At 46.3% G+C, this 25,635-nt stretch carries 18 protein-coding genes and 1 tRNA gene; 13 read left to right on the top strand and 6 right to left on the bottom strand.

Annotated features, from left to right (window positions below; genetic code table 11):
* Positions 1-15: 15 nt before the first annotated feature.
* From SMSP2_RS03495 to SMSP2_RS03475, 5 genes are all read right to left on the bottom strand, one after another.
* On the bottom strand, positions 16-1,287 hold the full coding sequence (locus SMSP2_RS03495) for a PHP domain-containing protein (protein ID WP_146682632.1): 1,272 nt from the start codon (positions 1,285-1,287) through the stop codon (positions 16-18).
* 33 nt (positions 1,288-1,320) lie between these two features.
* Positions 1,321-2,661, bottom strand: a complete 1,341-nt coding sequence (locus tag SMSP2_RS03490) for a PHP domain-containing protein (protein WP_146682631.1) — start codon at positions 2,659-2,661, stop codon at positions 1,321-1,323.
* Positions 2,662-2,700: 39 nt separating this feature from the next.
* Positions 2,701-3,564: a type II secretion system protein gene (locus SMSP2_RS03485; RefSeq protein ID WP_146682630.1), complete on the bottom strand. Its 864-nt coding sequence runs from the start codon at positions 3,562-3,564 to the stop codon at positions 2,701-2,703.
* 75 nt (positions 3,565-3,639) lie between these two features.
* Complete coding sequence (locus tag SMSP2_RS03480; protein WP_146682629.1) at positions 3,640-6,099, bottom strand: LamG-like jellyroll fold domain-containing protein; 2,460 nt, start codon at positions 6,097-6,099, stop codon at positions 3,640-3,642.
* Positions 6,100-6,249: 150 nt separating this feature from the next.
* Complete coding sequence (locus SMSP2_RS03475; protein ID WP_146682628.1) at positions 6,250-7,089, bottom strand: PEP-CTERM sorting domain-containing protein; 840 nt, start codon at positions 7,087-7,089, stop codon at positions 6,250-6,252.
* A gap of 209 nt (positions 7,090-7,298) precedes the next feature.
* Between SMSP2_RS03475 and SMSP2_RS03470 the strand changes: the two genes are divergently transcribed.
* From SMSP2_RS03470 to SMSP2_RS03455, 4 genes are read left to right on the top strand one after another with little or no spacing between them, the layout of a single operon-like run.
* Positions 7,299-8,450, top strand: a complete 1,152-nt coding sequence (locus SMSP2_RS03470; RefSeq protein WP_146682627.1) for a DNA-binding transcriptional regulator — start codon at positions 7,299-7,301, stop codon at positions 8,448-8,450.
* Positions 8,451-8,457: 7 nt separating this feature from the next.
* Complete coding sequence (locus SMSP2_RS03465; protein ID WP_146682626.1) at positions 8,458-9,774, top strand: MFS transporter; 1,317 nt, start codon at positions 8,458-8,460, stop codon at positions 9,772-9,774.
* Between the two features lie 21 nt (positions 9,775-9,795).
* Positions 9,796-11,640: a LamG-like jellyroll fold domain-containing protein gene (locus SMSP2_RS03460; RefSeq protein WP_146682625.1), complete on the top strand. Its 1,845-nt coding sequence runs from the start codon at positions 9,796-9,798 to the stop codon at positions 11,638-11,640.
* Positions 11,637-13,124: a sulfatase-like hydrolase/transferase gene (locus tag SMSP2_RS03455; RefSeq protein ID WP_146682624.1), complete on the top strand. Its 1,488-nt coding sequence runs from the start codon at positions 11,637-11,639 to the stop codon at positions 13,122-13,124. The genes SMSP2_RS03460 and SMSP2_RS03455 overlap by 4 nt, the downstream gene beginning before the upstream one ends.
* An 84-nt stretch (positions 13,125-13,208) precedes the next feature.
* Here SMSP2_RS03455 and SMSP2_RS03450 read toward each other — a convergent pair.
* Positions 13,209-13,281: transfer RNA gene (locus tag SMSP2_RS03450), tRNA-Lys, on the bottom strand.
* 177 nt (positions 13,282-13,458) lie between these two features.
* Between SMSP2_RS03450 and SMSP2_RS03445 the strand changes: the two genes are divergently transcribed.
* The 9 genes from SMSP2_RS03445 to SMSP2_RS03405 all read left to right on the top strand — a co-directional run bounded on the left by SMSP2_RS03445 (position 13,459) and on the right by SMSP2_RS03405 (position 25,584).
* Positions 13,459-15,201, top strand: coding sequence for a carbon starvation CstA family protein (locus SMSP2_RS03445; protein ID WP_146682623.1), 1,743 nt, complete (start codon positions 13,459-13,461; stop codon positions 15,199-15,201).
* 190 nt (positions 15,202-15,391) lie between these two features.
* Positions 15,392-17,593, top strand: coding sequence for a hypothetical protein (locus SMSP2_RS03440; protein ID WP_146682622.1), 2,202 nt, complete (start codon positions 15,392-15,394; stop codon positions 17,591-17,593).
* Between the two features lie 197 nt (positions 17,594-17,790).
* Positions 17,791-19,827 carry an elongation factor G gene (fusA, locus tag SMSP2_RS03435; protein ID WP_146682621.1) on the top strand — a complete coding sequence of 679 codons (2,037 nt, stop codon included), beginning with the start codon at positions 17,791-17,793 and terminating at the stop codon, positions 19,825-19,827.
* Between the two features lie 80 nt (positions 19,828-19,907).
* The gene (locus tag SMSP2_RS03430; RefSeq protein WP_222566392.1) at positions 19,908-20,270 is read left to right on the top strand and encodes a DUF5684 domain-containing protein; all 363 of its coding nucleotides are present in this window, start codon (positions 19,908-19,910) and stop codon (positions 20,268-20,270) included.
* A 159-nt stretch (positions 20,271-20,429) separates the two neighbouring features.
* Positions 20,430-21,836: an L-fucose/L-arabinose isomerase family protein gene (locus SMSP2_RS03425; RefSeq protein ID WP_186804833.1), complete on the top strand. Its 1,407-nt coding sequence runs from the start codon at positions 20,430-20,432 to the stop codon at positions 21,834-21,836.
* A gap of 60 nt (positions 21,837-21,896) precedes the next feature.
* Positions 21,897-23,048, top strand: a complete 1,152-nt coding sequence (dprA, locus tag SMSP2_RS03420) for a DNA-processing protein DprA (protein WP_146682620.1) — start codon at positions 21,897-21,899, stop codon at positions 23,046-23,048.
* 53 nt (positions 23,049-23,101) lie between these two features.
* Positions 23,102-23,776 carry an ABC transporter ATP-binding protein gene (locus tag SMSP2_RS03415; protein WP_146682619.1) on the top strand — a complete coding sequence of 225 codons (675 nt, stop codon included), beginning with the start codon at positions 23,102-23,104 and terminating at the stop codon, positions 23,774-23,776.
* Entirely contained in the window at positions 23,773-24,561 is a 789-nt protein-coding gene (locus SMSP2_RS03410) for an ABC transporter permease (RefSeq protein WP_146682618.1), read from the top strand. Before SMSP2_RS03415 ends, SMSP2_RS03410 begins: the two co-directional genes overlap by 4 nt.
* Before the next feature lie 246 nt (positions 24,562-24,807).
* The gene (locus SMSP2_RS03405; protein WP_146682617.1) at positions 24,808-25,584 is read left to right on the top strand and encodes a metallophosphoesterase family protein; all 777 of its coding nucleotides are present in this window, start codon (positions 24,808-24,810) and stop codon (positions 25,582-25,584) included.
* Positions 25,585-25,635 lie beyond the last annotated feature (51 nt).

Here is a 25,635-nt window from a genome sequence, read left to right as displayed (position 1 = left end):
ATATTAAACAATATTTCAGGACAAGCTGAAACCAAATGGATTAGTAAAAGTCCTCTGGGCATGCTCGCCGTCTTTGCGGTGAAGCTCAGCCCTGACGTAGTTTTTTATGCCCGGCGTGTTAAGATAATCAAGAGTTTTTCCCTTATGAACAACTGTGCCCGTCTCCCACGGCCGCAGAGAGGTCACGTAGTCACCCGTGGTTTCAAATGATTTTGGAGCGGAAATCCATCTTATTTCATCGCAATCTTCGGCTTCTATTGTAATTGTGCCCTTTGATGTGTCCGCCGCAATTTTATGTATTCTGGGATATGTATCCAGGCCTTTAAAATTCCTTTTAGAGTAATCGATGTGCCTTGTTGACTTGCAGAAAACAAACTGTCCCGATTCCATAGCTTTGCGAACATTATCTGTTGTAAGTTCATCGAGAAGAAATACATTAAACGTCTGTCTGGGTACATAAAGCCCGTGCATGTCGTCATTGCCAAAGCCCCATACAGGTCTTTTGGGCATAAACCGCGTAAGCAGCTGATCCCAAAGCCCGATATCGTAAGGCTCATTTTTGAAGCAGTCATTATTTGTCACTTCCATACCTAACAAATACTCGGACGGATGTTTTCTAAACCGTTCAATATACCATTCAAGCGGCTTCCTGTGCGATTCATTCATCCAGCCGGGATGACACAACAGAGCTAACCCGCCTTTATCTCTGACGGTATGAAGCTCGTGGTCGTTCCAGTTTTTTATGTCTTTGTCCACCGGATTATTGGAATTGTTGTTCCATCCGGCGTTGTTAAAGTAGCTGTTAATGTGATGTTCGTATGTCAGTTCGTTGGCCTGTATTCCTACCATATCCAGATTTTCCGGAGAAGAACAGCCGTAATCAGTCCACGGCCAGGTGGGATTGGCGGGAAAATTCTCCGGCCTGGGCTCTCTGGGATAGAAACTCGCCATCTCTGCCGGAATTGAAGAATTACCGCTGGGCGCCACATGCCTGTTTGGCGAGCCTGTGTCATGGTCTGTTATTGCCATTATTGAGTATCCCGCTTTGCGGTAACTGTTGACCGCCTCATCAACCCAATGTTTCCCATCACTCTGAATTGTGTGAGTATGCAGAGCCGCTTTATACTGCCCTGCTTTAGACCAGTCAACATTGTCATAAGGGTTAACTACAAGTTTATTTTGCCTTTTTGCATTATCTCCAAATGCTTCTGAAGTGTATAGTCCGCTGACAAAGGCCGCATATGCTGATAAGCCTGCGGTATTCTTAATGAATGTGCGTCTGTTCATTGGTATAACTCCGGATTGAAACTCAAATGTAACTTAAATCTTTACAATTCCGAATGGATTGGTAAATGTTCTCTGCGTATGGCTTCCGTCATTTCGCAGAAGTTCTGCCCTGACATAATTCTTTATGCCGGGAGTATTGCGGTAATCAAGTGTACTTCCCGTATGAACAACATTACCCACCTCCCAGGGCTGGCTGCTTGTTTTATAATCATCGATCGGCTCAAGAGAAAGCGGGCTGCTGATCCACTTAATCTCATCATAGTCAACCGCGTTTATCTTTATAGTGCCGGCGTCTTGGTCCACTGCAATACTTTGAATCTGGGGAAACGTATCAAGCTGACAATCATTTACAGTATAATCTATAGATCTTGTTGACCTGCAGAAACAGAAATGTCCTTTCTGCATAGCCGCATGGACATTTTCGCTGGTGCACTTATCTAAATAAAAAACATTAAACGTCTGCTTAGTGCTGAATAGTTTGTGCATATCGTCATTGCCGAAACCCCATATCGGTCTTGCCGGCATGAATCTGGCCAGCAGCTGATCCCACAGGGCCTCATCGTATGCCCGCCTGGGCGTGTTGTTATTGGTAACCTCCATTCCTATAAGATAATCGAAGGAATGCTTTTCAAAACGTTCAACATACCAGTCAAGCGACTGCCTCTGCCACCAGCGGTAACTGTCTTCTACGCCGGGATGGTTCAATATTGCCAGGCTTCCGGCCTTTAGGCGTGCCGAAAAGATAGCACCTAAGCCTTCTACATTCCCTTTCATCGAATTTTTAGCCGCTGCCAGAGCAAGAAGCTGGTCATCTTCCCATATCTCTTTGCCGTTTTCATCAACAACTCCTTCGTATGGTACATCATAATTGGTTTTCTCATACCATACGCCGTAATCGTTGAAATAGCTGTTAATATGGTGCCTGTAGCTGAGCTCGTTTCCCTGTATACCGACCATGTCAAGCCTCTCCGGACTATGGCCGCCGTAATCAGTCCATGGCCAGGTAGTGTTCGCCGGATAGTTTTCAGGCTTTGGGTTTTCCGGATAGGGAGAAGCCTTTTCCGGCGGGAGCTCGCCGGGCCTGACATGCAAATTCGGCTTAAAAAAATCATGATCCGTTATGGACATTATCGAATAACCGGCCTTTTTATATGCTCCGGTAACTTCACGCACGGAATTCCAGCCGTCACTCTGCAAAGTGTGAAGGTGTAAAGCGGCCTTATAACTGCCCCAGCTGCCCCAATCAACATCTGCATAAGGATTGAGCAGCTTAACCGAAGCGCCGGCAGAACCTGTTAAAGATTCTGCAATAGCAATCTGCCCCGGAAACGTTGAAATTGCGGCAGTTATCTTTAAAAAATCTCGTCTATTCATAATAAAAAATCGATTGCTCTAAAAAAACGCATCTTCCGATTACCGCAACCAGTCGGGCCAGCCGCTCGTGTTGTTCCAGCGTTCATAAGTTGTTGTAGTATCAAAACGGCGATGCCAGCTAAGTGTCCAGAGCTCTTTTAGGCCGACCTTGCGGATTGACATGTCCGCAAAAAGTATATTATTGCTCATATTCCTGTGCCGGTCAATGCATACCATTCCCATTCCCTGGTTCGCCGATGTTCCATCGTAAACCTGTCCTGATTTCTGCGGCGGGCGATCCCTGTCAGAAGGCATGGTATTGCTGTACCAACTGTCAAAGAGAACGGGGACGTTGTAGGCGGATTTGGTGGTAGATGATTTTTTCCAGTTCCATTCTATGCTGCCGCCGGACTGATATCCGTCTCTGCCTGCACCGGCACACGGCCAGCTCTGCGGGCAGTCATACATCCAGCGGTTAAAACCGTAACTGCCGTAATGAACTAAACTGTCCTGAGGATTCGAATTCCAGAACGTCCACCAGCCTCTGTTGCCCTCGCCGAGAGAATAGATGGTATTATCTTTAATCGGAGCCGAAGGACACGCCCTAAGCTCTGCTTTGTCACGGTATGCACTGCCGTCCAGGCTGCCGTCTCTGTCCATATATTGACCGATAGCAAAATTCCACGAACCGTCACGAGGGCAGCCCGAACCGGTGGAATCAAAACCCATCGGATAAGAATCGTTGTTATCTGTGGTGTAAATCATCAGAAACGTGCCTAAACTGTTCTGATTTGTCATGCAGATAGTTGTTTTGGCCTGCTCACGCACTTTGGTAAGTGCCGGCATCAGGATTGCCATCAAAAGGGCAATTATAGAGATAACGACTAAGAGCTCTATTAGAGTAAAACCTTTTTTGGATTTCATAAATAAACCTTTAAAAAACAATTATGATGATTATGACCGCCATAAAGACGGCCATAATCACTTGTTAATACAATATTATTCTGCCGGCCAAAGGACCTGCGAAAGCCATCCATCAGCCAGAACACCAAAGTCTGCCGAATCAACGAAGTCGTCATCACCGGCAAAATCTCCGCGGCGCGGATAGCCGGAAATCGCCAGGATATCATCGGCGGATAGTTCAACATTATAAATCCTGAAATCGTCAACCCTGCCGATATAAGGCGTGCTGGCTTCATTAGTGGACATGCCGATAGCTATTTCAGCTATATCCATGAGCTTTGTCCGGCCTGAGGCAGAGGCAACAAGGCTGCCGTTATGATAAATTTTCTGCTGACCGGTCTGGGCATTCTTGGTAAAGGCATAGTGATTCCAGCCATACTTATAAGCCTGAGCGGGAGCTAACCAGCTCACCCTGTCATAACTGGTGTTATCGCCGCCGGTGTCAAAGTAAACATAGCTGCTTGACCAGGGCATATGGGCATTGAGCTGTTTAGCTAATCCCATTGGCGTATCGGCCGCAGCAAAAGTAATTCCCGCAGCGGGTTGAACTTCAGGGTCACCGTTTATCCAGAGAGATACTGTTACCTCTTCGCTAAGGGCTGATATTTCAGTGCCGGAAAACTTCATGCAGTAAGTGCCGTCGAATTCTATACATCCGCCGGATTTACCCTGATCTGACCAAATCGCTGTTGCCGCCTCACCGCCGGCTTTGGCGGTTGCTGTATAATCATTGCCCGAAGAGTCAGCCGCTGTTGAGCCTGATGTCTCATCAAATTGATACCATACAATCGGCTGTGCCGTAGGTGTTGCAGGGTCGCTCTTAAGCCAGCTGCGGGCCATTATAGAATAATCATCTATATCGATCATACAGTCGCCGTTAAGATCACCGGCAGATTTTCCGTAGTAACATCCGCTCGAATACAGATAAATAGAATCCACATACACCTTGCCGGAACCAACCATATCGATTGAAATTGACATGGTTGTTATCTGTGTCAAATTCAGCTGCGGATTTGCAGCGGTAAAATCTGCAAGCGGCATCAGCCACTGAATCCAGAATTTATCGTAATTGTCGTTTGTTGTAAGTCTTGAGGGATCCTCAAAATTAACAGCCGCACTCTGTCCGCCATTATCTGTAAGGATTACGGACGCCCCTGAAGCATTATTAGCCAATTCACCCTTAATATAAACCTGAAGCAGCGAAACTGAATTGTGAGCCGTACTCCAGTCCTGTGATGAATCAAAGGTCTTTGTCATAGTCGAGCTGTTGTAGCAATCAATAACCATAGCCCTGTTTCCATCCTGAGCACTGCCGGCATCTGTTACAAGATCAACATAGGCTCCGGCTTCTTCTGCCCAGCCGTTATCAAGCATATCGATGTAAGTAGCGTAGGTATCGAATGTTTCAACCGCTTCAGAATACTGGTCCCTGCTGAAACTCCAGACAAAACCCTTTATAACTTCGCCGCCGGCTTCCACCTCATCAACACGCCAATAGTATGTAGAACCCATACTCAACCCGTCAACATAAAACTGAGGGTCAGGGATTTCCGCGGCGATACAGAATGGTGAGCTTGTATCAGCGGCGTTTTCAACATCAGCTGTATTGTTACTGAAATAAATGTTATGGCTTACGGCCGTACTGCCGGCAGCCCAGCCCAGCTCTGTGCCTGACTCTGTTACAATTCCGCCGTTTTGAGGGGTTGGGTTGTAAGGGATTCTGTCATCAGAATAGGTGCTTACTACAATATAATCACCTACTGTTTCGATACTTACCTGTCTGCGGGGGTCTTCGGAAGTATCAGGAACTATCTTGCCGGCATCTACGAACGCGACAAAATTATCTACCGTCAGCAGCCCGCCTGTGTTGTATTTGAGTACGCCGTCTGATATAACAAACCTGCTGCCGTCACGGATTTGGAGGTTATCCTGGTCCGGATTAGCAGGGTCATACTCGACAATCAGTTCGCCGCCATTGAGATTGATGGTGCCAACACCCGTTGATTTTAAGGCAAACATAACCAGTTTACAGGTAATGGTGCCGCCTTCGAGGTTAATAACTCCGGTGCCGTCTCTTGCCACACCAATTGAGGTTTCAATATTGATTTGCCCGCCGTACATATTTACCGTAGCCCTGGCGGTAGAAAGGCTTTGCGTATTATTCATGTAATAGGCGTTGAGAGTTCCGCCGGTCATATCAAGTGTGCCCTCGCCTCTGTTGCCGACGCTGAAACCGTGAATTGTAATATCCATGCCCTCTGTAATCTGAGCATAAGCCGGTGAATAGGTGGAAAAATACCCCAGCGACACATTACAGTCCGCGTTTGGCGGCGTATTATCAGGATATGCCCCGTCAGTACGTCTCCAGTTATCACCGGTTGTCCACAGGTCATCTGAACCTTCGCCGTCCCACCACATCCAGCCGGGGACGAGTTCTCCGGCAGCTGAAAATGTAAGCATAACAGCAAAAAGCACTAAAAACATTTTTCTGCACATAGTAGCTCCTTTTAAAAGTAAACATACCTCTATTTAACACGGCAACTGCTGCCGCTTAATTATACCGGCAAAACGCCGGAAAGAAAGCATTTATATCATATCGGCACCGCCAGAAATAATTCCGACAGTGCCGATAAATTTCAATTTATATCAGCGGCGTTTTCTAAGCACCAACCCGCCCAGACCAAGCAATAGCATCGTTGCAGGCTCCGGAACTGCGGTAACAACAATGTAATCACCAACGGTATCGATGCTTATCTCATTTAGAGGGTCAACGGAAGTATCCGCAAGTATTTTACCCGCATCTGCAAATGCTTCAAAATCTGCAACTGTCAGCAGCCCGCCGGTATTGTACCTGAGAACACCGTCAGAGATAACAAATTTGCTTCCGTCGCGGATTTGCAGGTTGTTCTGGTCTGGATTTTCCGTGTCATAATCAACCACCAGCTCACCGCCGTTGAGGTTAATTGTACCAACACCGGTTGAATTCAGGGCAAACATAACCAGGTTGCAGTTGATGGTTCCGCCTTCGACATTGATTGTCCCTGTGCCGTCACGTGCCACACCAATACTGGTTGTAACATTGATTGTGCCGCCATACAGATTCAAAACAGCAGTCGCTGAAGTGTCACTCTGTGTATTGTTGATATAATGCGTATTCAAAGTTCCGCCTGTCATATCAAGAGTACCCTGGCCGCGGTTGCCGATGCTGAAACCGTAGATGGTTATATTCATCCCTTCGGTTATCTGGGCATAAGCCGGCGAATAGGTGGAAAAATACCCCAGCGATACATTACAGTCCGCGTTTGGCGGCGTATTATCAGGATATGCCCCGTCGGTACGCCTCCAGTTAGCGTCTGTGGTCCAGAGGTCATCGCTGCCTTCGCCGTCCCAGTACATCCAGCCGCCGATGGCGCCATATGTAACTGACGTAATAAGCATAACTAAGATTGACACTAAAACACATTTTCTCATTTCACACTGTTTCATTTTTCTAAACTCCACTAAAATTAACAACTTTCACACTTACAATCCTCACACTCAGATTGCTATTTTGCTAAATTCTACATTACGAAACCACCACCCACAAGACCACTTTGCGTTTATTTGTGGCCAAAATACGACATTTATTTGACTTTATTTTCATACCTGTTAAAAGTTTGGAAAATCCGGCGTTATTTTATAGAGAGGCAACTTTTATGCATCAAAAAAGACTGATTCTGTTTTTTGATATGTCAATAAGCCATCATTTGGCCTCGGGAGTTGTCCGGTACTTCAAAAATCACACTGACTGGACTTTGCATGTAGAGCCCGGTTTTTCAACAACGAGACTGCCGGAAATGAACTTACAGGACAACCTTTCGGGGATTTCGGGCATTCTGGTACAGACGCAATACTCCCCTGTGCTTGAAAAATACCTCCAGAATTTAAAACTCCCTGTTATTGCCGCAATAGATAAAAAAGTCGCAAACTGCATCAACGTCATCGCGGACGAAGAGCTGATATCTCAAAACGCTTACGAGACACTTTCGCAAATCGGCTTCAGCAATTTTGCCTTTTACGGCTACAGCAACAAGATTTTTTCCATAAACAGAAGAAAAACCTTTGTAAAGAAACTCAAAGCCGCCGGCATAACTCCGCACACATATCAGGACGACTACTACGACCACATGGTCACCTGGTCCTGGGACGCAGAAAAACTTTCTGACTGGCTAAAATCTCTGCCAAAACCGGTCGGTATAATGTGCTGCTGCGACCATACGGCATTCCGGCTCGTAAATACCTGTAAAGAGCTGGGGATAGATATACCTGAAAGGGTTGCTGTCCTAAGTGTCGGCGATAACAGGCTTATATGCTCTCTGAATAATCCTGAAATTTCAAGTATAACAATGGATTTCGAACAATCCGGATACCTCGCCGCGGAACTTCTCCAGAAAGCCGCACAGAAAAAAACAAGAAAAACAGAATTGGTTTTAGTCCCGCCCAAATACGTATCGAAAAGACATTCCACTGATATTCTGATAACCCCCGATTCCGAGGTTACCAAAGCCATACGCTACATACACAGCAGCGCCGGCAACCTGACAAGCGTTGCCGATGTAGTAAGGATCACAAACAATTCCAGGCGGCATCTGGAAAGAAAATTCAAGGAAATATTCAAAAGAACCATATATCAGGAAATACGCAGGGTAAAGGTCGAGCATATCGCCAGGATGCTGCTCGATACCAACCTTACCGTTTCCGAAATTTCCTACACCCTCGGGTATATGGGAGATTCACATATCAGAAGGTACTTCAAAGCAGAAACCGGAATGACACCAACCCAATACCGCAACAAATCCAGAAAGTAAACTTCATATGATAAGAAAAGCAGAACACCGAAACCCCTGGTACTTCGTACCGACACTGGCTTTTACACTTGGAATAACACTGATCATAGTAAATCAGGTAGCATCAATGATGTACGCCTCACTTGGAGTTTCCACCCAGCTGATAGGCGTTCTGACAATCCTGGGCCTGCCGATCGCGTTCAATGTGTTTTTTGCGCCGTTTGTTGATTCATACAGCACAAAACGTAACTGGATTCTCGGTACTCAGGCCGCTCTTGTAGTGTGCCTGCTTTTTTTGGCGGTTTGTCTGTTGATCGACTTCCATGTCGTTGCCGTCTCGATCGTGCTTGTGGGCCTGCTTGCGCTGGCGGCGGGGGTATATGCCATACCCAACGGCGGCTTCTTCGTAGAGGCTCTTACAAAAAAGGAACAGGGCTTTTTTGTCGGCATAAACACCGCTTTTATAAGGATTGCTATCATCTTCACTACCGGTGTACTTGTAATAATCAGCGGAAAGTTCGGCGAAAAAGTAAATAACATACATTACGGCTGGAGTCTGTTTTTCTTCATGTGTGCTTTCGCCGTTCTTATCACTTCTGTATGGCATCTATTCATAATGCCTTATCCGAAAACGCCTCTAAGAAAGGAAAAACAAGGCTACCTGGCACCATTTAAGGAATTCTTCACCCAGCAGGGAGCCCTGCTTTTTGTTTCATATATACTTGTATTTCGCCTTGGCGAGGGACTGCTGACGATCATGTCATCGCCATTCTTCCTAAACAGCGCCGAACAAGGCGGGCTGGGCATGACCGTTGCCGAGGTCGGCTTTGCCAAGGGAACTGTCGGAGTTGCGGCATCAATCATTGGCGGCGTTTTGGCGGGCGTCTTCCTCAAAGGAAAACACTATCGCAAAATGATCATAATATTCGCGATATGCATGACCGCCCCTAACGCACTGTATATCTATCTGGCACGTTTTCAGCCCCAGGAGATGGCAGAGATAAACCTCTCGTTTATTCCGGCGCTGTTTGGCTCGGCCGCCCAGTGGACAGCGATGGTCAACATAAAAACCCTCGCCGCCATAGCCATCGAGACTTTCGGCTACGGCCTGGGATACACGGCGTTTGTTTTTGTCGTTTACAGAATAGCCGAAGCAAGCAGTTTTCGCGCTACCACGATTTCAATAGCAATGGCGCTGCAGAATGTCGGCTGGACGTTTTCTGGCTTTGTCAGCGGATTTATACAGTCCGCCGTAGGATATGAAATACTATTTACCCTCAGCATACTTTTATCAATCCCCGGCATAATACTGCTGGTGTTGCTTTTAAGAAAACGAGAGATATAAAAACCTGAAAGGATTATACTTATGCACGCAGACAAAAAGTCAAAAATAGAGTGGCTCCAGGCGATGGGCTTAAATACTGACAACCTCCCTCAACCAGAGTATGACTGGCGGCACGTCTCCAACGGCATGGAAATCCCAACCCAGTCATACGCCGACCAGCCGTATATCGTAAAAACCGATGACGGAGCATGGCTGTGCGTGGTTACTACCGGCGTCAAGTGTGAGGGCCAGAAGGGACAGCATGTTGTCAGCCTGCGAAGCATGGACAAAGGCAAAACCTGGTCCCAGCCGGTTGCACTGGAACCGCCGGATTCGGTTGAAGCCTCCTACGCGGTTACGCTGAAAGCGTCAACTGGAAGGATATACTGCTTTTACAACCACAATACTGATGATATACGCCTGGCGAAAGCCGCCCCGGGAACATTCGTGGACGGCATGTGTCAGCGAGTGGACAGCCTGGGCTACTTCGTATTCAAATACAGCGATGACGGCGGCAAAAGCTGGTCTGATAAACGCTATAACATAGACGTCCGCGAGATGGAAATAGACCGTAACAACCCCTACGGCGGAAAGATACGCTATTTCTGGAATGTGGGCAAAGCGTTTTCACATGAAGGCTGCGCATATGTTCCACTCCATAAAGTCGGCGGGCTCGGCGAGGGGTTTTTCACCAAAAGCGAGGGGGTTTTGCTAAAAAGCGATAACCTCATGAGCGAGACTGACCCCGAGAAAATCCGCTGGGAAACACTGCCCGACGGGGATATCGGCCTGAGAACTCCTCACGGCGGCGGGCCAATCTCTGAAGAGCAGAGTTTCTCGGTCATGAGCGACGGCTCGTTCTTCTGTGTTTACAGGTCGGTTGACGGCCACCCGGTCTGTGCTTACAGCCGCGACAAGGGACACACCTGGACAAATCCGGAATACATGACATACTCAACCGGCGGCAAAAAAGTAAAACACCCCAGAGCGGCAAACTTCGCATGGAGATGCTCCAATGGGAAATATATCTACTGGTTCCACAACCACGGCGGCAAAAACTATGAAGACAGAAACCCCGTCTGGCTGCTCTGCGGCAAAGAAACTGATTCTGCCGATGGCCTGCGTATCGAATGGTCGCAGCCGGAGATTGCCATCTATGACGATGATGTGTTTATCAGAATGAGCTATCCGGACTTTATAGAGCAGGACGGCGAATACTATCTTACCGAAACGCAGAAAAGTATCGCCAGAACCCATAAACTTGACCGCAGTTTTATGGAAACGCTCTTTAATTTTGACAAAAACGCAGAGGAAATCAAAGACGGCCTTGTATTGAACGAAAAAGGCGAAAACCTCAGCGGCGAACTGGAACTGCCGAAAATGTCTGCACTTTTAACACGCGATGTATTTGACCCATCTTATAAAACATTAGATCTTAGAAGCGGCTTTACAATAGATTTATGGTTTACCCCGGAGAATAACCTGCCGGGGCAGATTCTCCTTGATAATCGCGAAAATAATACCGGATTTGTCGTCTCAACAGGCCGGAACGGCTCCATCGAAATAAATATCTCTGACGGAGTAACAAACGCATTCTGGACATCGGACGAAAATGTCATCCAGGCAGAAAAAGCTAATCACGCGGCGATAATCATTGACGGCGGCCCGAAAATAATATCTTTTGTTATAAACGGAATTTTCTGTGACGGCGGCAGCCAGAGACAATTTGGCTGGGGACGTTACAGTCCAAACTTGAAAAAGGTATGCGGAAGTGATAAAATAATCGCAGCTCCGGATTTTGCCGGCAGGATAAAGTCCGTAAAGATATACGAACGCGCTCTAATGACAAACGAAGCAGTAAGCAATTACAGGTATGGTGTACAATGAACAGAAGAAACTTTATAAAGACAACCGCCGCCGCGACGGCGTGCATGGGAATGAACATGGCTTGCAGCAGAAAACATATTTTGGGCTCTAAAAACGGCAACAAACCGAATGTTATCGTAATAATGGCAGACGACCAGGGCTATGGAGACCTGAGCATTTACGGAAACAAATACCTTGCAAACCCCAATATCGAGCGTCTTGCCTCACGCGGCGTAGTGATGAATCAGCATTACAGCGGCTCGCCGCTTTGCGGACCGGCAAGAGCCGCATTACTAACCGGCAGGTACAACCACCGCACAGGGGCTATCAGCGTCGAGTCGAACCGCTGCTTGGACAGAATAAGCCTGCGGGAGAAAACAATCGCCGACTACTTCGCCGGTGCCGGCTACGCAACCGGCATGGTGGGCAAATGGCATAACGGTCTCTTTGACCGGCGGTTTCACCCAAACGCACGCGGATTCCAGAATTTCGCAGGTTTTCTAAACGGCGGCATGGGCTACTACGACTGGATACTTGATTATAACGGCTCACCGCGGCACAGCAGCGGCGAATATCTCACGGATGTATTCTCACAGGAAGGAGTTGATTTTATTGACCGCAACAAGGACAAGCCGTTCTTCCTGTACATGGCGTACAATGCGCCGCACAGTCCTCTTCAGGCGCCAGAGCACCTTGTTGATAAATACATGTCAATGGGCGATTTGAACAAAACGGTAGCCACGATCTACGCCATGATAGAACAGATGGACACCGGCATCGGCAGGATTCTCGATAAGCTCGAAGAAACCGGACTGGATGAAAACACGATCGTGCTCTTTACCAGCGACAACGGCCCGTGGCTGGGCGATTTCGGCGGCGGCGATGACTACATGAGATACAACGGCCCATTCAGCGGCATGAAAAATTTCTGCCTCGAGGGGGGGATTCGTGTGCCGGCAATCATAAGCTGGCCGTCCAGCCTGCCCTCCGGCACTATATGTAACGAAATGATACATTTCACCGACTGGCTGCCGACGCTTTTTGCCGCGACAGGCTGCAAAGCTCCGATAGGAGGAATGCCCCTTGACGGTTTCAATGTGATGGACGTACTCCGCGGCGAAACGAACTTCCAGAACAGAAAACTTTTCTGGCAGCACAACCGCAACGAGCCTGTAATGAACTGCAACTCATCAATGCGAGACGGCAAGTGGAAACTCGTTTGGCCGTATCCTGCCGGCTCGATCGTCAAAAGCGATGATGATAACTACTGGTATCATGAGATGTTTAAACGCGAACACTTTGAAATGGATGTCAAATACGAGACGCTTGAACAAGAAATAGATACCGCTGAAAAGCCGTCTTTGTATGACATCGAAAATGACCCCGGTGAGAAGGATGATCTTGCCGAAAAGCAGCCTGAGCGGCTTAACAAAATGCAGACTCAGCTGGAAAACTGGTTCGATTCCGTAGAAAAAGACAGGCATGAGAGCATTAAATATACTTGAATGAATAACAAATAATATCTAAGTCAACACTGTTAAAACACTCAAAAGCATTTTAACTTCTTGTTGCTTAAATATTTATCAAAATGGGCGATGAGGGATTCGAACCCGCGACCCGCTGATTAAGAGTCAGCTGCTCTACCAACTGAGCTAATCGCCCTTATGTTTAAGCAAAATACGCAAGGTATATGCTTTAAAGACCAAGCAATTTAATCATTTCAGCCATGAATGCAAGAAAATTTAATGCGTTTTATAAAAAATCTAAGTATTGATTTATCTAATTATCATACTATCATATAGTTTTAAAACCAATTAACAATTACAAGTGGAGCTTTTTATGGATGTTTTAATACTGCTCATAGTGTGCTCAGCAGGTTATGTAATAGCTTATAATACTTATGGTAAATTCCTTGCTAACAAGATCTTCAGGCTGGACTACAACAAACAGACCCCAAGTGTAACCCTGGAAGACGGGACAGATTTTGTGCCGACCAAAAAAGCCATCATTTTCGGGCACCATTTTACATCTATCGCCGGCACAGGGCCTATAGTCGGGCCTGCCATTGGTGTAATCTGGGGCTGGCTTCCGGCGGTGTTGTGGGTGTTCTTAGGCTCAATCTTCATGGGAGCCGTTCACGATTTTGGCTCACTGATCATCTCAATGAGAAATGAGGGTAAAAGCCTCTCTGAAATTGCCGCACGCTATATTAACCCCCGTGTGCGAATGATATTCTTTTTGATAGTTTTCGTAACTCTGTTGCTGGTTATTTCTGTATTTGGGGTTGTGATCGCGGCGGTTTTTACGCAGTTCCCTAACTCTGTAATTCCGGTTTGGGCGCAGATACCAATATCTATCTGGCTGGGCCGGATGGTTTATAAACGCGGTTTCAGTGTTCCTTTAGCCACCATAATCGCTGTAATCCTGATGTATGTTTCCATAACTATCGGAGGTTTTGTGCCCGTTACCATGCCAGCTATTGCCGGAATTCCTGCAAGCGGCATCTGGACGATTCTACTGCTTATATACGTATTTATCGCCTCCGCCCTGCCGGTTACTGTTCTGCTTCAGCCCCGTGATTATATCAATGCCTGGCAGTTGTTTATAGCAATGGGAATGCTCATGCTCGGTGTTATCGCTTCAACGATTTTCGGCGGTCTCAACATTGCCGCCCCGGCTGTTAACCAAAATCTGCCGGCCGGCACACCGCCAATCTGGCCGTTTATGTTTGTCATAATAGCCTGCGGTGCAATAAGCGGCTTCCACAGTCTTGTCGCTTCCGGAACTTCACCTAAGCAGATCTCGATGAAAAAAGACGCCCTTTTTGTTGGTTACGGCTCTATGCTGCTCGAGGGGCTGCTTGGACTGCTGGTAATTGTTTGCGCAGTCGCAGGTATCGCTATGGGCTTTGAAACTGAAAGCGGCCTGCTGACCGGCACTGATGCCTGGAACAACTACTATGGGACATACCTGGGAGCGAGCGGACTCTCCGGCAAACTTGCACCGGTTGTAAACGGTGCGGCAAATATGATGAACTCTTTCGGGCTTCCCCACACCCTGGGAGTAACCTTGATGGGTGTTTTTATTGCCTCTTTTGCAGGAACAACCCTCGATACATCTGTCAGGCTTCAACGGTATATCATCACTGAACTTGCCGGCGATTTTAAGATAAAACCCCTTACAAATATATGGGTTGCCACCAGTTTTGCTGTCATCACAGCAGCTCTGCTCTCTTTTTCCAACGGCACAGGCGGGACCGGAGCAATGACCCTATGGCCGCTGTTCGGCTCGGCAAATCAGCTTCTGGCCTCCTTTGCCCTTCTGCTGATAACAATCTACCTGAAGAAAAGAACCCGCCTTGGCTGGCTATGTACGGCGATACCGTGCCTTATCATGCTGACGATAACAAACTGGGCACAGGTCGATAATTTCCGTAAATTCAACTCGGACAACAAGATATTCCTCGCCGGCATCAGCGCTTCGCTGCTGATTCTTACTGCATGGGTATTTATCGAATCTCTGGTTGTCTTTTTTAAGACAAAAAACACTGAATCTGCCGCGGCTAAATCGGCGGGTGCATAAAAACTGCAAGTTACATTTGACTGTACTTCAGCGGGAAGGATTGCGGTTAAGAAGACTGTATCCTTTCCGCTTTTTTTATTTTCTGTCTTAACAGAGGCACCTGCAAGCCTGTATGCTTGAGAAATTAGTTGCCACAAAGCATAAAGAACTTATAATTACCGCAATAATATTACTATCAATGAGGATTTTTATGCTTATTAACAGAAAAATGATTTACACATTAAGTGTTGTTCTTCCTATATTTTGCTTTTCAGCTCCGACATTAACGGCGAGTGGAAGTTATGACATCTATAAGCTCACTACAGAGATTGTCGCCTCAGATGGATTGGATGACGCTGCCATATCACGGTGCGGCTCACTTGCTCTGGCTGCTGCACAGTACGAGAACGCAGATGACGTCCTTCCTTTGATAGTCGATTTAGCTGAGCTGGATGTACACAACAACTACCAGGAATATATCAGGAAGAATCTTTTGCTCGGGCTTAAAAATGGTTCAAAATACCCCGCTGTTCTTCAAAGATCCGTGGATTTCATACTACAGCAGTTAAATACCAGAGAAGAAAAAACAGTATTTCTTGAAGAAGTATTTGAGCAGGGCCAAAACAGCTGCCAGGAAGTCGCATCCTACGCCGCACTAAGGCTCTCATCCCTCTGCAGAGAAGTATTTTTAAAAGACCAGGCAAACGAATATCTCAATAAGGCGGTCAAACTTAACCCTCTAAACGTGCAGGCCAACGAGGAACTTATAGCAGAAAACTCTCAAGACCAGAGCCTTAAAGATAAAGCAAAGCTGCTCAAACTCAAACTTGAGCTGAATCCATACGATTTTAAAAATGCTTTTCTATATGCTATGTTTCTCCGCCAGTACGGCAAATATGATGATGCAGTGCAGATGTTCGGCTGGACAGCTGACGTGTTTGAGCATTTTACAGATGAATATCTTTCCGCGGACATATACATACCCTGGATTGAGACTCTCAATGCCGCCGGAGGTGACAGGCTGGCACAATACAACTTGATAATGGAAAGATTGGATCCGAGAACGTTTGATATCAGGGCAGAGTCATACAGGGTTCGTTTCGACCCTGAATTCAGTCTCGAAGATTTTGAAAAGGAAATAACAGCAAAATATCTGATAAATGACGGTAAAGTTACAGCTACGGACATGGCGTGGTTTTATGCCTTTGTCAAAGCTGAACCTGAAAAGTCATTTGACTACTCTAAAAAAGCGTACATACAAATGCCCGCAAAACAGCATGTTCGAGATATCTATACCTATAATCTCATGAAGAGAGGAGATTATGATCGTGTTAATATCTTTTTAAACCCTCAAAACAATAACCAGGCTGCCCGGCTTGCCATGGGGCAAAGCCATGTAAACAAAATTGATTACGAGATGATACGCCTGGCGGCGGATTCCAACCCTCTCAGCTATGAGGGGCTCGAGGCAATTAGTATTCTCTCCGAAACGGAAAACCCTTATAGTCCTCAGGCACTTGACAAGAACTTTCAGTCTTTAGCAGGTAAATATGGGCCGCTCATTACTGAAAACTTCGCAGGTCCGTCCGAGGCAATCGATATGCAGATATCTACAGAAGGCGTTTATGACACCTTAAATGACAGCTTGACAATCAAAGTCTCTGTTGAAAACATACTTGACAAACCCCTGTATATCCGAAATGACAGCTGTTTTACCGGAGGAATAATTTTGAGCTGTTCGATTTCGGGTGATCTGGAAATCGAAGATGCCTTTATCCTGAATACCATACGGCAATTATCTAAGCCATTGATGCCGGGGGAAAAATTGGATATAAGTTTTGATATTGGCCATGGAAATCTTTTTGAAATCATAAAAAGAGCACCGCAGGCCAGGCTCATAATCACCCCAAAAATAACACTGCTCAGTGACATTGGCGAATCACAGCTTATACCATTAAAGACGAGCCGGGGCAGTAGTTTTACACTTCAGAGAATCCCAGACCTTAACACCCAGATCCTCTCTAACAACTATAAAGCCCTATCTTCAAACGATTTGCCTCGACAAATAACGGCTGCTTCTTTTTTTGCAGATCTATACATAGAAACAGTTTTTAATCCGGCCTACAAACATACGGCAGTTCCAAAAGAGCTTATTGTTAAGTCAATTGAAAAGGCTCTGGAGCAAAACGTAAAGGAAATAGATATCAGAGTTCTTTCAAAACTGGCGAACCGAGAGATACCTGAGAGTCTCGAAACTATGATCATCAGATCAAAACTATCCAGCTCCGCCCCGGAGATAAGGCTGTTAAGTGCATACATATTAAAGACTTCAAATAAATACAAGCAACTCCTAAGCCAAGCAGCCCAGATAGAACAGGATCCGCTGGTAAAATCAATGCTGACATCGCCGTAGCGGCAATCATTGTTTTTTTACAGTATCCATACCGCTGATGTCGATGAGTTACTCAATTTATTAACAATTAACTGATAAAATCTGACTATTAGTTATTGCAGGGTAATAATTTTTTTGTAATATTTATGGTTTTAACATCTTAGAGATACAAAAGAGAATAACAGGTAAGTAATTAAAGTTTAATTCCTGGAGGCATAATGGCCAATACAAGTGATATTAGAAATTTAGTTTTCCTGGGACATGCCGGCTCGGGGAAGACCTCTTTGGTAGAAGCAATTCTGCACAAAACCGGTAAAACAAATCGTCTCGGCACAATCGAAGACAAATCCACCGTTTGTGACTACGATGAAGATGAAAAGGCACACGGCTATTCCATACAGGCAGCTGTTGCCCACACTGACTACGAAGGCAAGAATATCAATATTATTGACGCCCCTGGATATCCCAGCTTCATCGGTGCGGCCTTTCAGTCAGTAGGAGCCGCCGACATAGCGGCAATCGTTATAAGCGCTTCATCAGGCATTGAAGTTAACACACGCAAGCATTATGCCGCGGCAGATGAAGCGGGACTTGCAAAAATCATTGTTGTCAACAAGATTGATTCCGATAATGTTGACCTTGAAGAGCTTGTAACAAATATTCAGGAAACATTCGGTACCCAATGCCGCTGCGCAAATCTGCCAAGCGCTGATAAAACTAAAATTCTGGATTGTATAAACAGCGAAGAAGGAGACGCAGCGTTTAAGAGCGTAGCAGACTGCCACACTAATCTCATGGAAAGTGTCATAGAAGCTGACGACGAGCTGATGGAAGCGTATCTGGGCGGAGAAGATGTCAGCAGCGAACAGATTGCAGCGGTATTCAGCAAAGCTATGCTCGAAGGCAGCATTACACCTATAATATTCACCAATGCCAGGGATGAAGCCGGTATTGAAGAATTGCTCCAGCTTACAGCAAGCTACTGCCCTTCACCGGTAGATATGCAGCCTCGGGAAATAACAAAGGGCGAAGAAGCAACTGAGATCAAAGCTGATCCGTCGGCCCCTCTGTGCGGCCTTGTGTTTAAGGTAGGTTTCGACCCAAAATCCCACATGAAGTTCTCATATATCCGTATTCTCAGCGGTACACTCAAATCAGATACACAAATGCTGCGTAATGATGAGAAAAAATCACTCCGCCCGGGTCATATCCTCAAAGCTCTGGGTGGGGCAACCGATGAGACAGACCTGGGAGTTGCCGGCGACATAGTCTGCCTGGCTAAAATTGATGAGCTCAAATACGGTGATATGATTCACGACGGCGGCATGGAAGGCTCTCTGAAAATGCCCAAGATGCCTAAACCTATGTTCGTTCTGGCTCTTGAACCGGCCTCTCGCGGCGATGAAACTAAAATCGGCGCTGCACTTGATAAGCTCTGTGAAGCTGACCCATGTATTTCAGCCGGCCACGACCCACAGACAAAAGAGCTTGTAATAAGCGGTATGGACGACCTCCATCTGAAAATAATGCTCGAAAGGCTTGAGACTAACTATAAGGTCAAGGTAAACACCAAGCCGCCAAAAATCCCATATCGCGAAACGATCGGAGTCAAAGCCGAGGGCCATTACAGACACAAAAAACAATCCGGCGGTGCCGGACAGTTTGGCGAGGTATATCTCAGAGTTGAGCCCGGTGACCGTGACCAGGATCCAAGCCTGATAACAAGCTGGGACATCTTTGGCGGCTCAATTCCCGGCCAGTTCGAAAGCCCGATTATCAAGGGTATTCAGGATGTCATGGAATCAGGCTACCTTGCAGGCTTCCCGATGCAGGACGTTAAAGTCAGTATTTACGACGGTAAACACCACCCAGTTGACTCAAAAGAAGTAGCATTCCGTGCGGCAGGCAAGGGAGCGTTTCTTGATGCTCTGGCAAAGGCCAAACCCTCACTACTTGAACCGCTGGTCAACATGGAAATCACTGTGCCGGGTGAGTTTATGGGTGACATTACCGGTGACATTGCCGGCCGTCGCGGCCGTATTCAGGGCCAGGACGTTTTACCCGGCGGCATGATGGTTATCAAGGCTATTGTTCCTCTGGCTGAGGTTGCAAGCTATAACAGTCAGCTGAAAAGTGTTACCGGCGGTCAGGGCAGCTATTCTATGGAGCTGAGCCATTATGAACCTGTACCCCCGAACGTGCAGCAGCAGATTATTGACAAGTACAAAAAAGAGCAGGAAGAAGAAAACTCCTGATTCTTTTACCGTAACGATATAAAGCCCGGGGAATTCACTCCTCGGGCTTTTCTATTTGACACCATGTTTGGGAATAATTTATGCAAGACCATGTCCTACCGCCCTTTGCAATAATACCGTTTGTAGTCCTCGGCATTTTCTTAGCAGTTCTTTACGTTATAGCCTGGTGGAAAATATTCCAAAAGGCCGGCAAACCGGGCTGGGCAAGTATTATCCCCTTTTACAACGCCTGGGTTACATGCCAGATAGCAGGAATGTCCGGATGGGCTTTTATTGGCTTTTTCATTCCATACATAAATCTTGTGTTTGGCATCATAGTAACAGTCTTGCTGGCAAAAAACTTCGGCAGGGGTGTCGGCTTTATGCTCGGCCTGATTTTCCTGCCGTTTATCTTTTACCTCATTCTCGGGTTTGGTGAAAGTAAGTATATTGGACCAATTTAAAACAGTAAATACGGCGGCTCAACCTTACCCGCCTTTTTTCTTTACCGGTCCAGGCTGAAACATTTTACTGGATTTTACGATTTATGTTCCTACAATCATCTATTAGAATGAGAGTTATAAAATAAAGAAATAATTCAACCTTTAATAAAGGAGGCAGTAATGAGTGACATGACATTCGGCGTTATAGTAAGTAATCGCGGTTTCTTCCCAGACAAACTTGCTCAAAACGGACGCCAGGCAATGCTTTCTGTATTGAAAAAAGCGGGATACAACACTGTTTCCCTTGACGGCAGGCAAACAAAATACGGAACGGTAGAAACCTTAGACGATGCCAAAAAGTGCGCTGATCTGTTCAAGGCAAACGCAGAAAAGATTGACGGCATCATCATAACACTGCCCAACTTCGGCGATGAAAGAGGAGCCACAGAAGCAATTAGACGAAGCGGACTTGATGTCCCGGTTCTCATACACGCCGAGGCTGATCAGGCTTCAAAAATGACGATAGCCAACCGCAGAGATTCTTTCTGCGGCAAAATCAGTGTATGCAACAACCTCTACCAGGCCGGGATACCTTACACTCTCACATCATCTCATACAATGCCGGCCAAAGGTGAGGATTTTGCCATAGACCTTGATAATTTCGCGGCAGTCTGTCGTATCATCAAAGGACTTAAAAATGTACGTTTTGGCGCTATCGGTGCCAGACCCGCAGCGTTTAACACCGTTCGCTACAGCGAAAAAATTCTCGAAAGATACGGAATAAGTGTAGAACCTGTAGATCTTTCAGAAATTCTGGCCAGGGCTGAGAAACTCAAAGCCACAGACAAGACCCTCAAGGCAAAACTCGCCGCGATAAAGAAATATGTTCCTACGAAAGGAATCGCGGCTAAAAACCTGATGAAAATGGCCAGACTCGGCACAGCAATAGACCAGTGGGCTGTCGAGGCGGACGTTTCAGCCACGACAATCCAGTGCTGGACCAGTCTCGAAGAAAACTACGGCATTGTTCCCTGTGCACTGATGAGTATGATGAGCGAAAATCTCATGCCAAGTGCCTGCGAGGTTGATGTTACAGGCCTTCTCGGAATGTATATTCTTCAGCTGGCGAGCGGCAAACCAAGCGCAATTCTCGACTGGAACAACAATTACGGTGATGATCCTGATAAATGCGTTCTGTTCCATTGCTCAAACCTGCCAAAATCGTTCTTTGAATCCGCCGCTATGGAATACCAGGCAATCATAGCCGGCTCGGTCGGCAAACAGAACACAGAGGGAACCATATGCGGGCGCATTGCGCCAAACCCGGTAACTTTCTGCCGCACAAGTACCGATGATTCCGAGGGACTCATTACCTGTTACGTGGGCGAAGGCGAATTTACCGATGACCAGCTGGAAACTTTCGGCGGATACGGAGTAATGTATATACCTGCTCTGCAGGAGCTTATGGAATATATCTGTAAAATGGGATTTGAGCACCATGTAGCCGTAAATATCTGTCAGAGAGCAGATGCGATAACTGAGGCCCTTGAAAACTACATGGGCTGGGAAGTTTATCACCACTCATGATGTTTAAAGTAATCTCTTATAACAGTTTAAGCCGGTATTCATGCCGCCGTTTAAAGTCTTATGCCTGAATTACATCATAACTCACCGGATATAGAAAAGTGGCTTACACTTGCCCGTGCCAAAGAGGTCGGCCCCAAGACGTTTCTGCGTCTTCTCGAACATTTCGGCTCTGTTGGCAAGGCGACCCGTGCCACCGTTCTTGACCTGAGACGTATAAAAGGCATAGGCGATCAAACGGCTCGGAAAATAGTTTCCAGCATAGGCGAATTCGATGTCAGCAAGGAGCTGCACTTGGCAAAAAAACTGGGTGTGCACCTGATACATTACGAAGACCCGAGATATCCTCCGGGTTTAAAACAGATAGACTCGCCGCCGCCGATACTTTACGTAAAGGGTTCAATTATAGAAACAGACAAGCTCGCTATAGCCATTGTAGGTTCGCGAGCCCATGACTACTATGGCCAGGAACAGGCATCTCGATTTGCTTACACCCTTGCCTCATCAGGCTTTACCGTTATAAGCGGAATGGCGGCCGGTATAGACAGCTGGGCACACAAGGGCGCCGTGAATGCCCGTGGAAGAACTATCGCCATCCAAGGCTGCGGCCTGGCTCACATCTTCCCGCAGGAAAATACCAACCTTTTCAACAACATACCAAAGCACGGAGCGTGCATAAGCGAGCTGCCGCTGGAGACAGAACCGCGAGGCGAGAACTATCCGGCAAGAAACAGAATCATAGCCGGCCTGGCAATCGCTACGCTTGTTATTCAGGCTTCCGGCCGCTCAGGAGCTTTAATAACCGCAAAATACGCCATGGAAACCGGCCGCGAGGTCATGGCAGTACCCGGAAACATTGACAACCCGCTCAATCAGGGCTGCCACCAGTTAATAAAACAGGGTGCAAAACTCATAGAAAATATTGATGACATAATGGAAGCGATTGACTATTTCGGAGCAACCGTCAAAGACTATGTAGCTCAAACAACTTCCAAGGCTGAAAAAGACCTTTTCTCCAGTCAGCCGGACATCTCAGAGCTCAATTTATCAGATGCCGAACGAAAATTATATGAAATAATTAAAAACAAGCCTGACCATATCGACCATCTCATCCGCAGCAGCGGCCTTGGCACCGGACAGGTTAACGCCGCACTTATAACGCTGCGGCTGAAAGGCCTGATACGACAGCACCCCGGCAATCACTACTCAAGATAAAACAAACAGTTATATCTAATCACGCCTGCTTAAGTCAGATATTGAGAACGCAAATGATAAAATTTGATAACATCACGGTAAAATATAATTCTCTGCCAATCATTGAACATTTCAGCCTTGACGTTGAAAAGGGTGAAAAAGTCGCTGTCTGCGGCCCATCAGGCTCGGGTAAAAGCTCGATTCTGCAGATTCCGCTTGGATTTGTTCTGCCGGAATCCGGAGCCGTCACTGTTGATAACATTCTGCTGAGCTCACAGACTGCATGGCAAATCCGAATAAAAACGGGCTACGTACCTCAAGAGCCGGATTTAAGCAGCGGAACTGTACGGGCAATAATCAACGCCCCTTTCAACTACCACACAAACCACAATCTCAAAAGCAATCTCGAAAAACTGCCCGGCCTTCTTGAAGAATTCGCACTGGACGACTCCATTCTTGACAAGGAGATAAACACACTAAGCGGCGGTGAGAAACAGCGGATTGCCCTGATAATCGCTCTGCTTTTAGACAGAGATATCCTGCTGCTGGACGAAATATCCTCCGCGCTTGATCCTGACTGCAGGAAAGCTGTGATTAACCATCTGGCCCAAATCCAAAAGACAATCCTGCTTGTTACTCATGACACCGCCCTGCTTGAATTCTGCGACAGAAAAATAGAAATAAGCAAAACAGCCCCGCAAAGTCTTTTAAGTAACCAGCATAAAGAAAATATGAGGAAAAAGGTATGAATACTTCTAACATTCACATACTGAACCTGTCGCTGGGGTATTTAATGCTGCTCATTCCTATGGGAATTATGCTGTGGCTGAAAATTGGGCTCATAGGTAAAACCGCCCTGGCAGCACTGCGAATGACAGTTCAGCTGCTTTTTGTTGGTTTTTACCTGCAGGTAGTCTTTGAGGCGGACAATTTCTGGCTGACTCTTGCCTGGCTCATTATCATGGTAACAGTAGCTGATTTCACAATTATACGCGGCTGCGGGCTGAAACTGCGCCGCTTTCTCTCAAGCCTGTTTATAGCACTGCTGGCAGGCACCGCCATACCGCTGATTTATTTTGTTGGCGTTATACTTACAGATAAAAATCTGCTCGCACCTCAGTTTGCCATACCCATTGGCGGTATGATACTTGGCAACTGTCTTAGAGCTGATGTTATAGGCATAGCCGGTTTTTATGAATCCATAAAAGAGAACCGCAAATCGTTTCTGCTTACGTTATCTCAGGGGGCATCTCTAACAGAAGCTGTAAGGCCGCACTTTAGAAAGGCGTTTTCAAAGGCACTTATGCCGACAATATCAACAATGTCAGCAATCGGCCTTGTATCATTACCGGGGATGATGACGGGTGTTATACTAGCCGGCGCCGACCCGATTACCGCGATTAAGTATCAGATTGCAATTATGATATCGATTTTCACAGGTACCTCGATAACAATTGCCCTGGGAATACTCCTGACCACAAAGAAATGCTTTACTGATTACGGATTGCCTGTTGACGATATTTTTATTACATAACTTGATATAAGCCGCTCTCTGCCTCTTCAAATAATGCCTAAAGTCGGTTCAGCGACAAAAAGACAGAACACTTTAATTTCCATAAAATCCTTATATCAATAGATTTAAACCCTAAATTGGCGGGCACGCACAAAACCTAATCTGCATCAGCCAGAAAAATACGGATTAAATATAAGGATAAACTGGTAATTTTCATTTTTTTTTGTATCATCTTGCCATAATTATACAAATACAGGTAACTAATAAATGTTTGCAATTATAAGTGATATACATTCGAATATTGAAGCTCTCACAGCAGTGCTTGAGGACATTGACAAACGGGGCATAAAAACGATACATTGTCTTGGCGATATTGTCGGGTACGGCCCCAATCCAAAAGAATGTCTCGATCTGGTAATGGCCAAAACCGAGGTATGCATAATGGGCAACCATGACCATGCAACCTTGTATGAGCCAACGAATTTCAATACAGGAGCAGAGCGCGCGGCACTTTGGACCCGTTTCGAGCTTGAAACTGAACCCGATAAGGAGCTTCTTGACAAGAGGATGCACTTCCTTATCAACCTGCCTATGCGGCACCATATGGAACTGAAACTCGACGGCAGCCATGCCCATCTGGAATTTGTTCACGCATCGCCGCGTAAACCAATACATGAATATGTTTTCCCTGATGATGCTTTCAGCTCCTCACCCAAACTCGGCCTCATTTTCAACAGAGTTCATCATATCTGTTTCATAGGCCACACACATCTGCCGGGCGTATTTCTTGATGACCCTGATTTTTACACAGCCGACGAACTCGATTCAGTTTATCCGATTATCGAAGACGAGCGGGCAATAATAAATGTTGGCTCTGTGGGCCAGCCCCGCGATGGTGACACACGGGCAAGCTATGCCTACGTTGAAGGCAATGAAGTGCATTTTGTGCGGGTTAAGTACGATATGGAAAAAACAATAGAGAAGATATATTCTATTGACGGCCTCGATAATTTCGAAGCAGACCGGCTGCGAGAAGGCAAATAACCCAGAAGTGACCTAAGTAACCAGATAACAAGAATTTTCAGCAAAACAAGA

The sequence above is a fragment of the Limihaloglobus sulfuriphilus genome, from assembly GCF_001999965.1.
Classification (GTDB): domain Bacteria; phylum Planctomycetota; class Phycisphaerae; order Sedimentisphaerales; family Sedimentisphaeraceae; genus Limihaloglobus; species Limihaloglobus sulfuriphilus.
Note: the sequence above shows the minus strand (reverse complement) of the source record. Positions and strands in the feature narration are given on the sequence as shown.

Coding starts and splice junctions, on each gene's coding strand:
- SMSP2_RS03495 (WP_146682632.1), bottom strand. CDS start 1,287: ATGAACAGACGCACATTCATTAAGAATACCGCAGGCTTATCAGCATAT.
- SMSP2_RS03490 (WP_146682631.1), bottom strand. CDS start 2,661: ATGAATAGACGAGATTTTTTAAAGATAACTGCCGCAATTTCAACGTTT.
- SMSP2_RS03485 (WP_146682630.1), bottom strand. CDS start 3,564: ATGAAATCCAAAAAAGGTTTTACTCTAATAGAGCTCTTAGTCGTTATC.
- SMSP2_RS03480 (WP_146682629.1), bottom strand. CDS start 6,099: ATGTGCAGAAAAATGTTTTTAGTGCTTTTTGCTGTTATGCTTACATTT.
- SMSP2_RS03475 (WP_146682628.1), bottom strand. CDS start 7,089: ATGAAACAGTGTGAAATGAGAAAATGTGTTTTAGTGTCAATCTTAGTT.
- SMSP2_RS03470 (WP_146682627.1), top strand. CDS start 7,299: ATGCATCAAAAAAGACTGATTCTGTTTTTTGATATGTCAATAAGCCAT.
- SMSP2_RS03465 (WP_146682626.1), top strand. CDS start 8,458: ATGATAAGAAAAGCAGAACACCGAAACCCCTGGTACTTCGTACCGACA.
- SMSP2_RS03460 (WP_146682625.1), top strand. CDS start 9,796: ATGCACGCAGACAAAAAGTCAAAAATAGAGTGGCTCCAGGCGATGGGC.
- SMSP2_RS03455 (WP_146682624.1), top strand. CDS start 11,637: ATGAACAGAAGAAACTTTATAAAGACAACCGCCGCCGCGACGGCGTGC.
- SMSP2_RS03445 (WP_146682623.1), top strand. CDS start 13,459: ATGGATGTTTTAATACTGCTCATAGTGTGCTCAGCAGGTTATGTAATA.
- SMSP2_RS03440 (WP_146682622.1), top strand. CDS start 15,392: ATGCTTATTAACAGAAAAATGATTTACACATTAAGTGTTGTTCTTCCT.
- fusA (WP_146682621.1), top strand. CDS start 17,791: ATGGCCAATACAAGTGATATTAGAAATTTAGTTTTCCTGGGACATGCC.
- SMSP2_RS03430 (WP_222566392.1), top strand. CDS start 19,908: ATGCAAGACCATGTCCTACCGCCCTTTGCAATAATACCGTTTGTAGTC.
- SMSP2_RS03425 (WP_186804833.1), top strand. CDS start 20,430: ATGAGTGACATGACATTCGGCGTTATAGTAAGTAATCGCGGTTTCTTC.
- dprA (WP_146682620.1), top strand. CDS start 21,897: ATGCCTGAATTACATCATAACTCACCGGATATAGAAAAGTGGCTTACA.
- SMSP2_RS03415 (WP_146682619.1), top strand. CDS start 23,102: ATGATAAAATTTGATAACATCACGGTAAAATATAATTCTCTGCCAATC.
- SMSP2_RS03410 (WP_146682618.1), top strand. CDS start 23,773: ATGAATACTTCTAACATTCACATACTGAACCTGTCGCTGGGGTATTTA.
- SMSP2_RS03405 (WP_146682617.1), top strand. CDS start 24,808: ATGTTTGCAATTATAAGTGATATACATTCGAATATTGAAGCTCTCACA.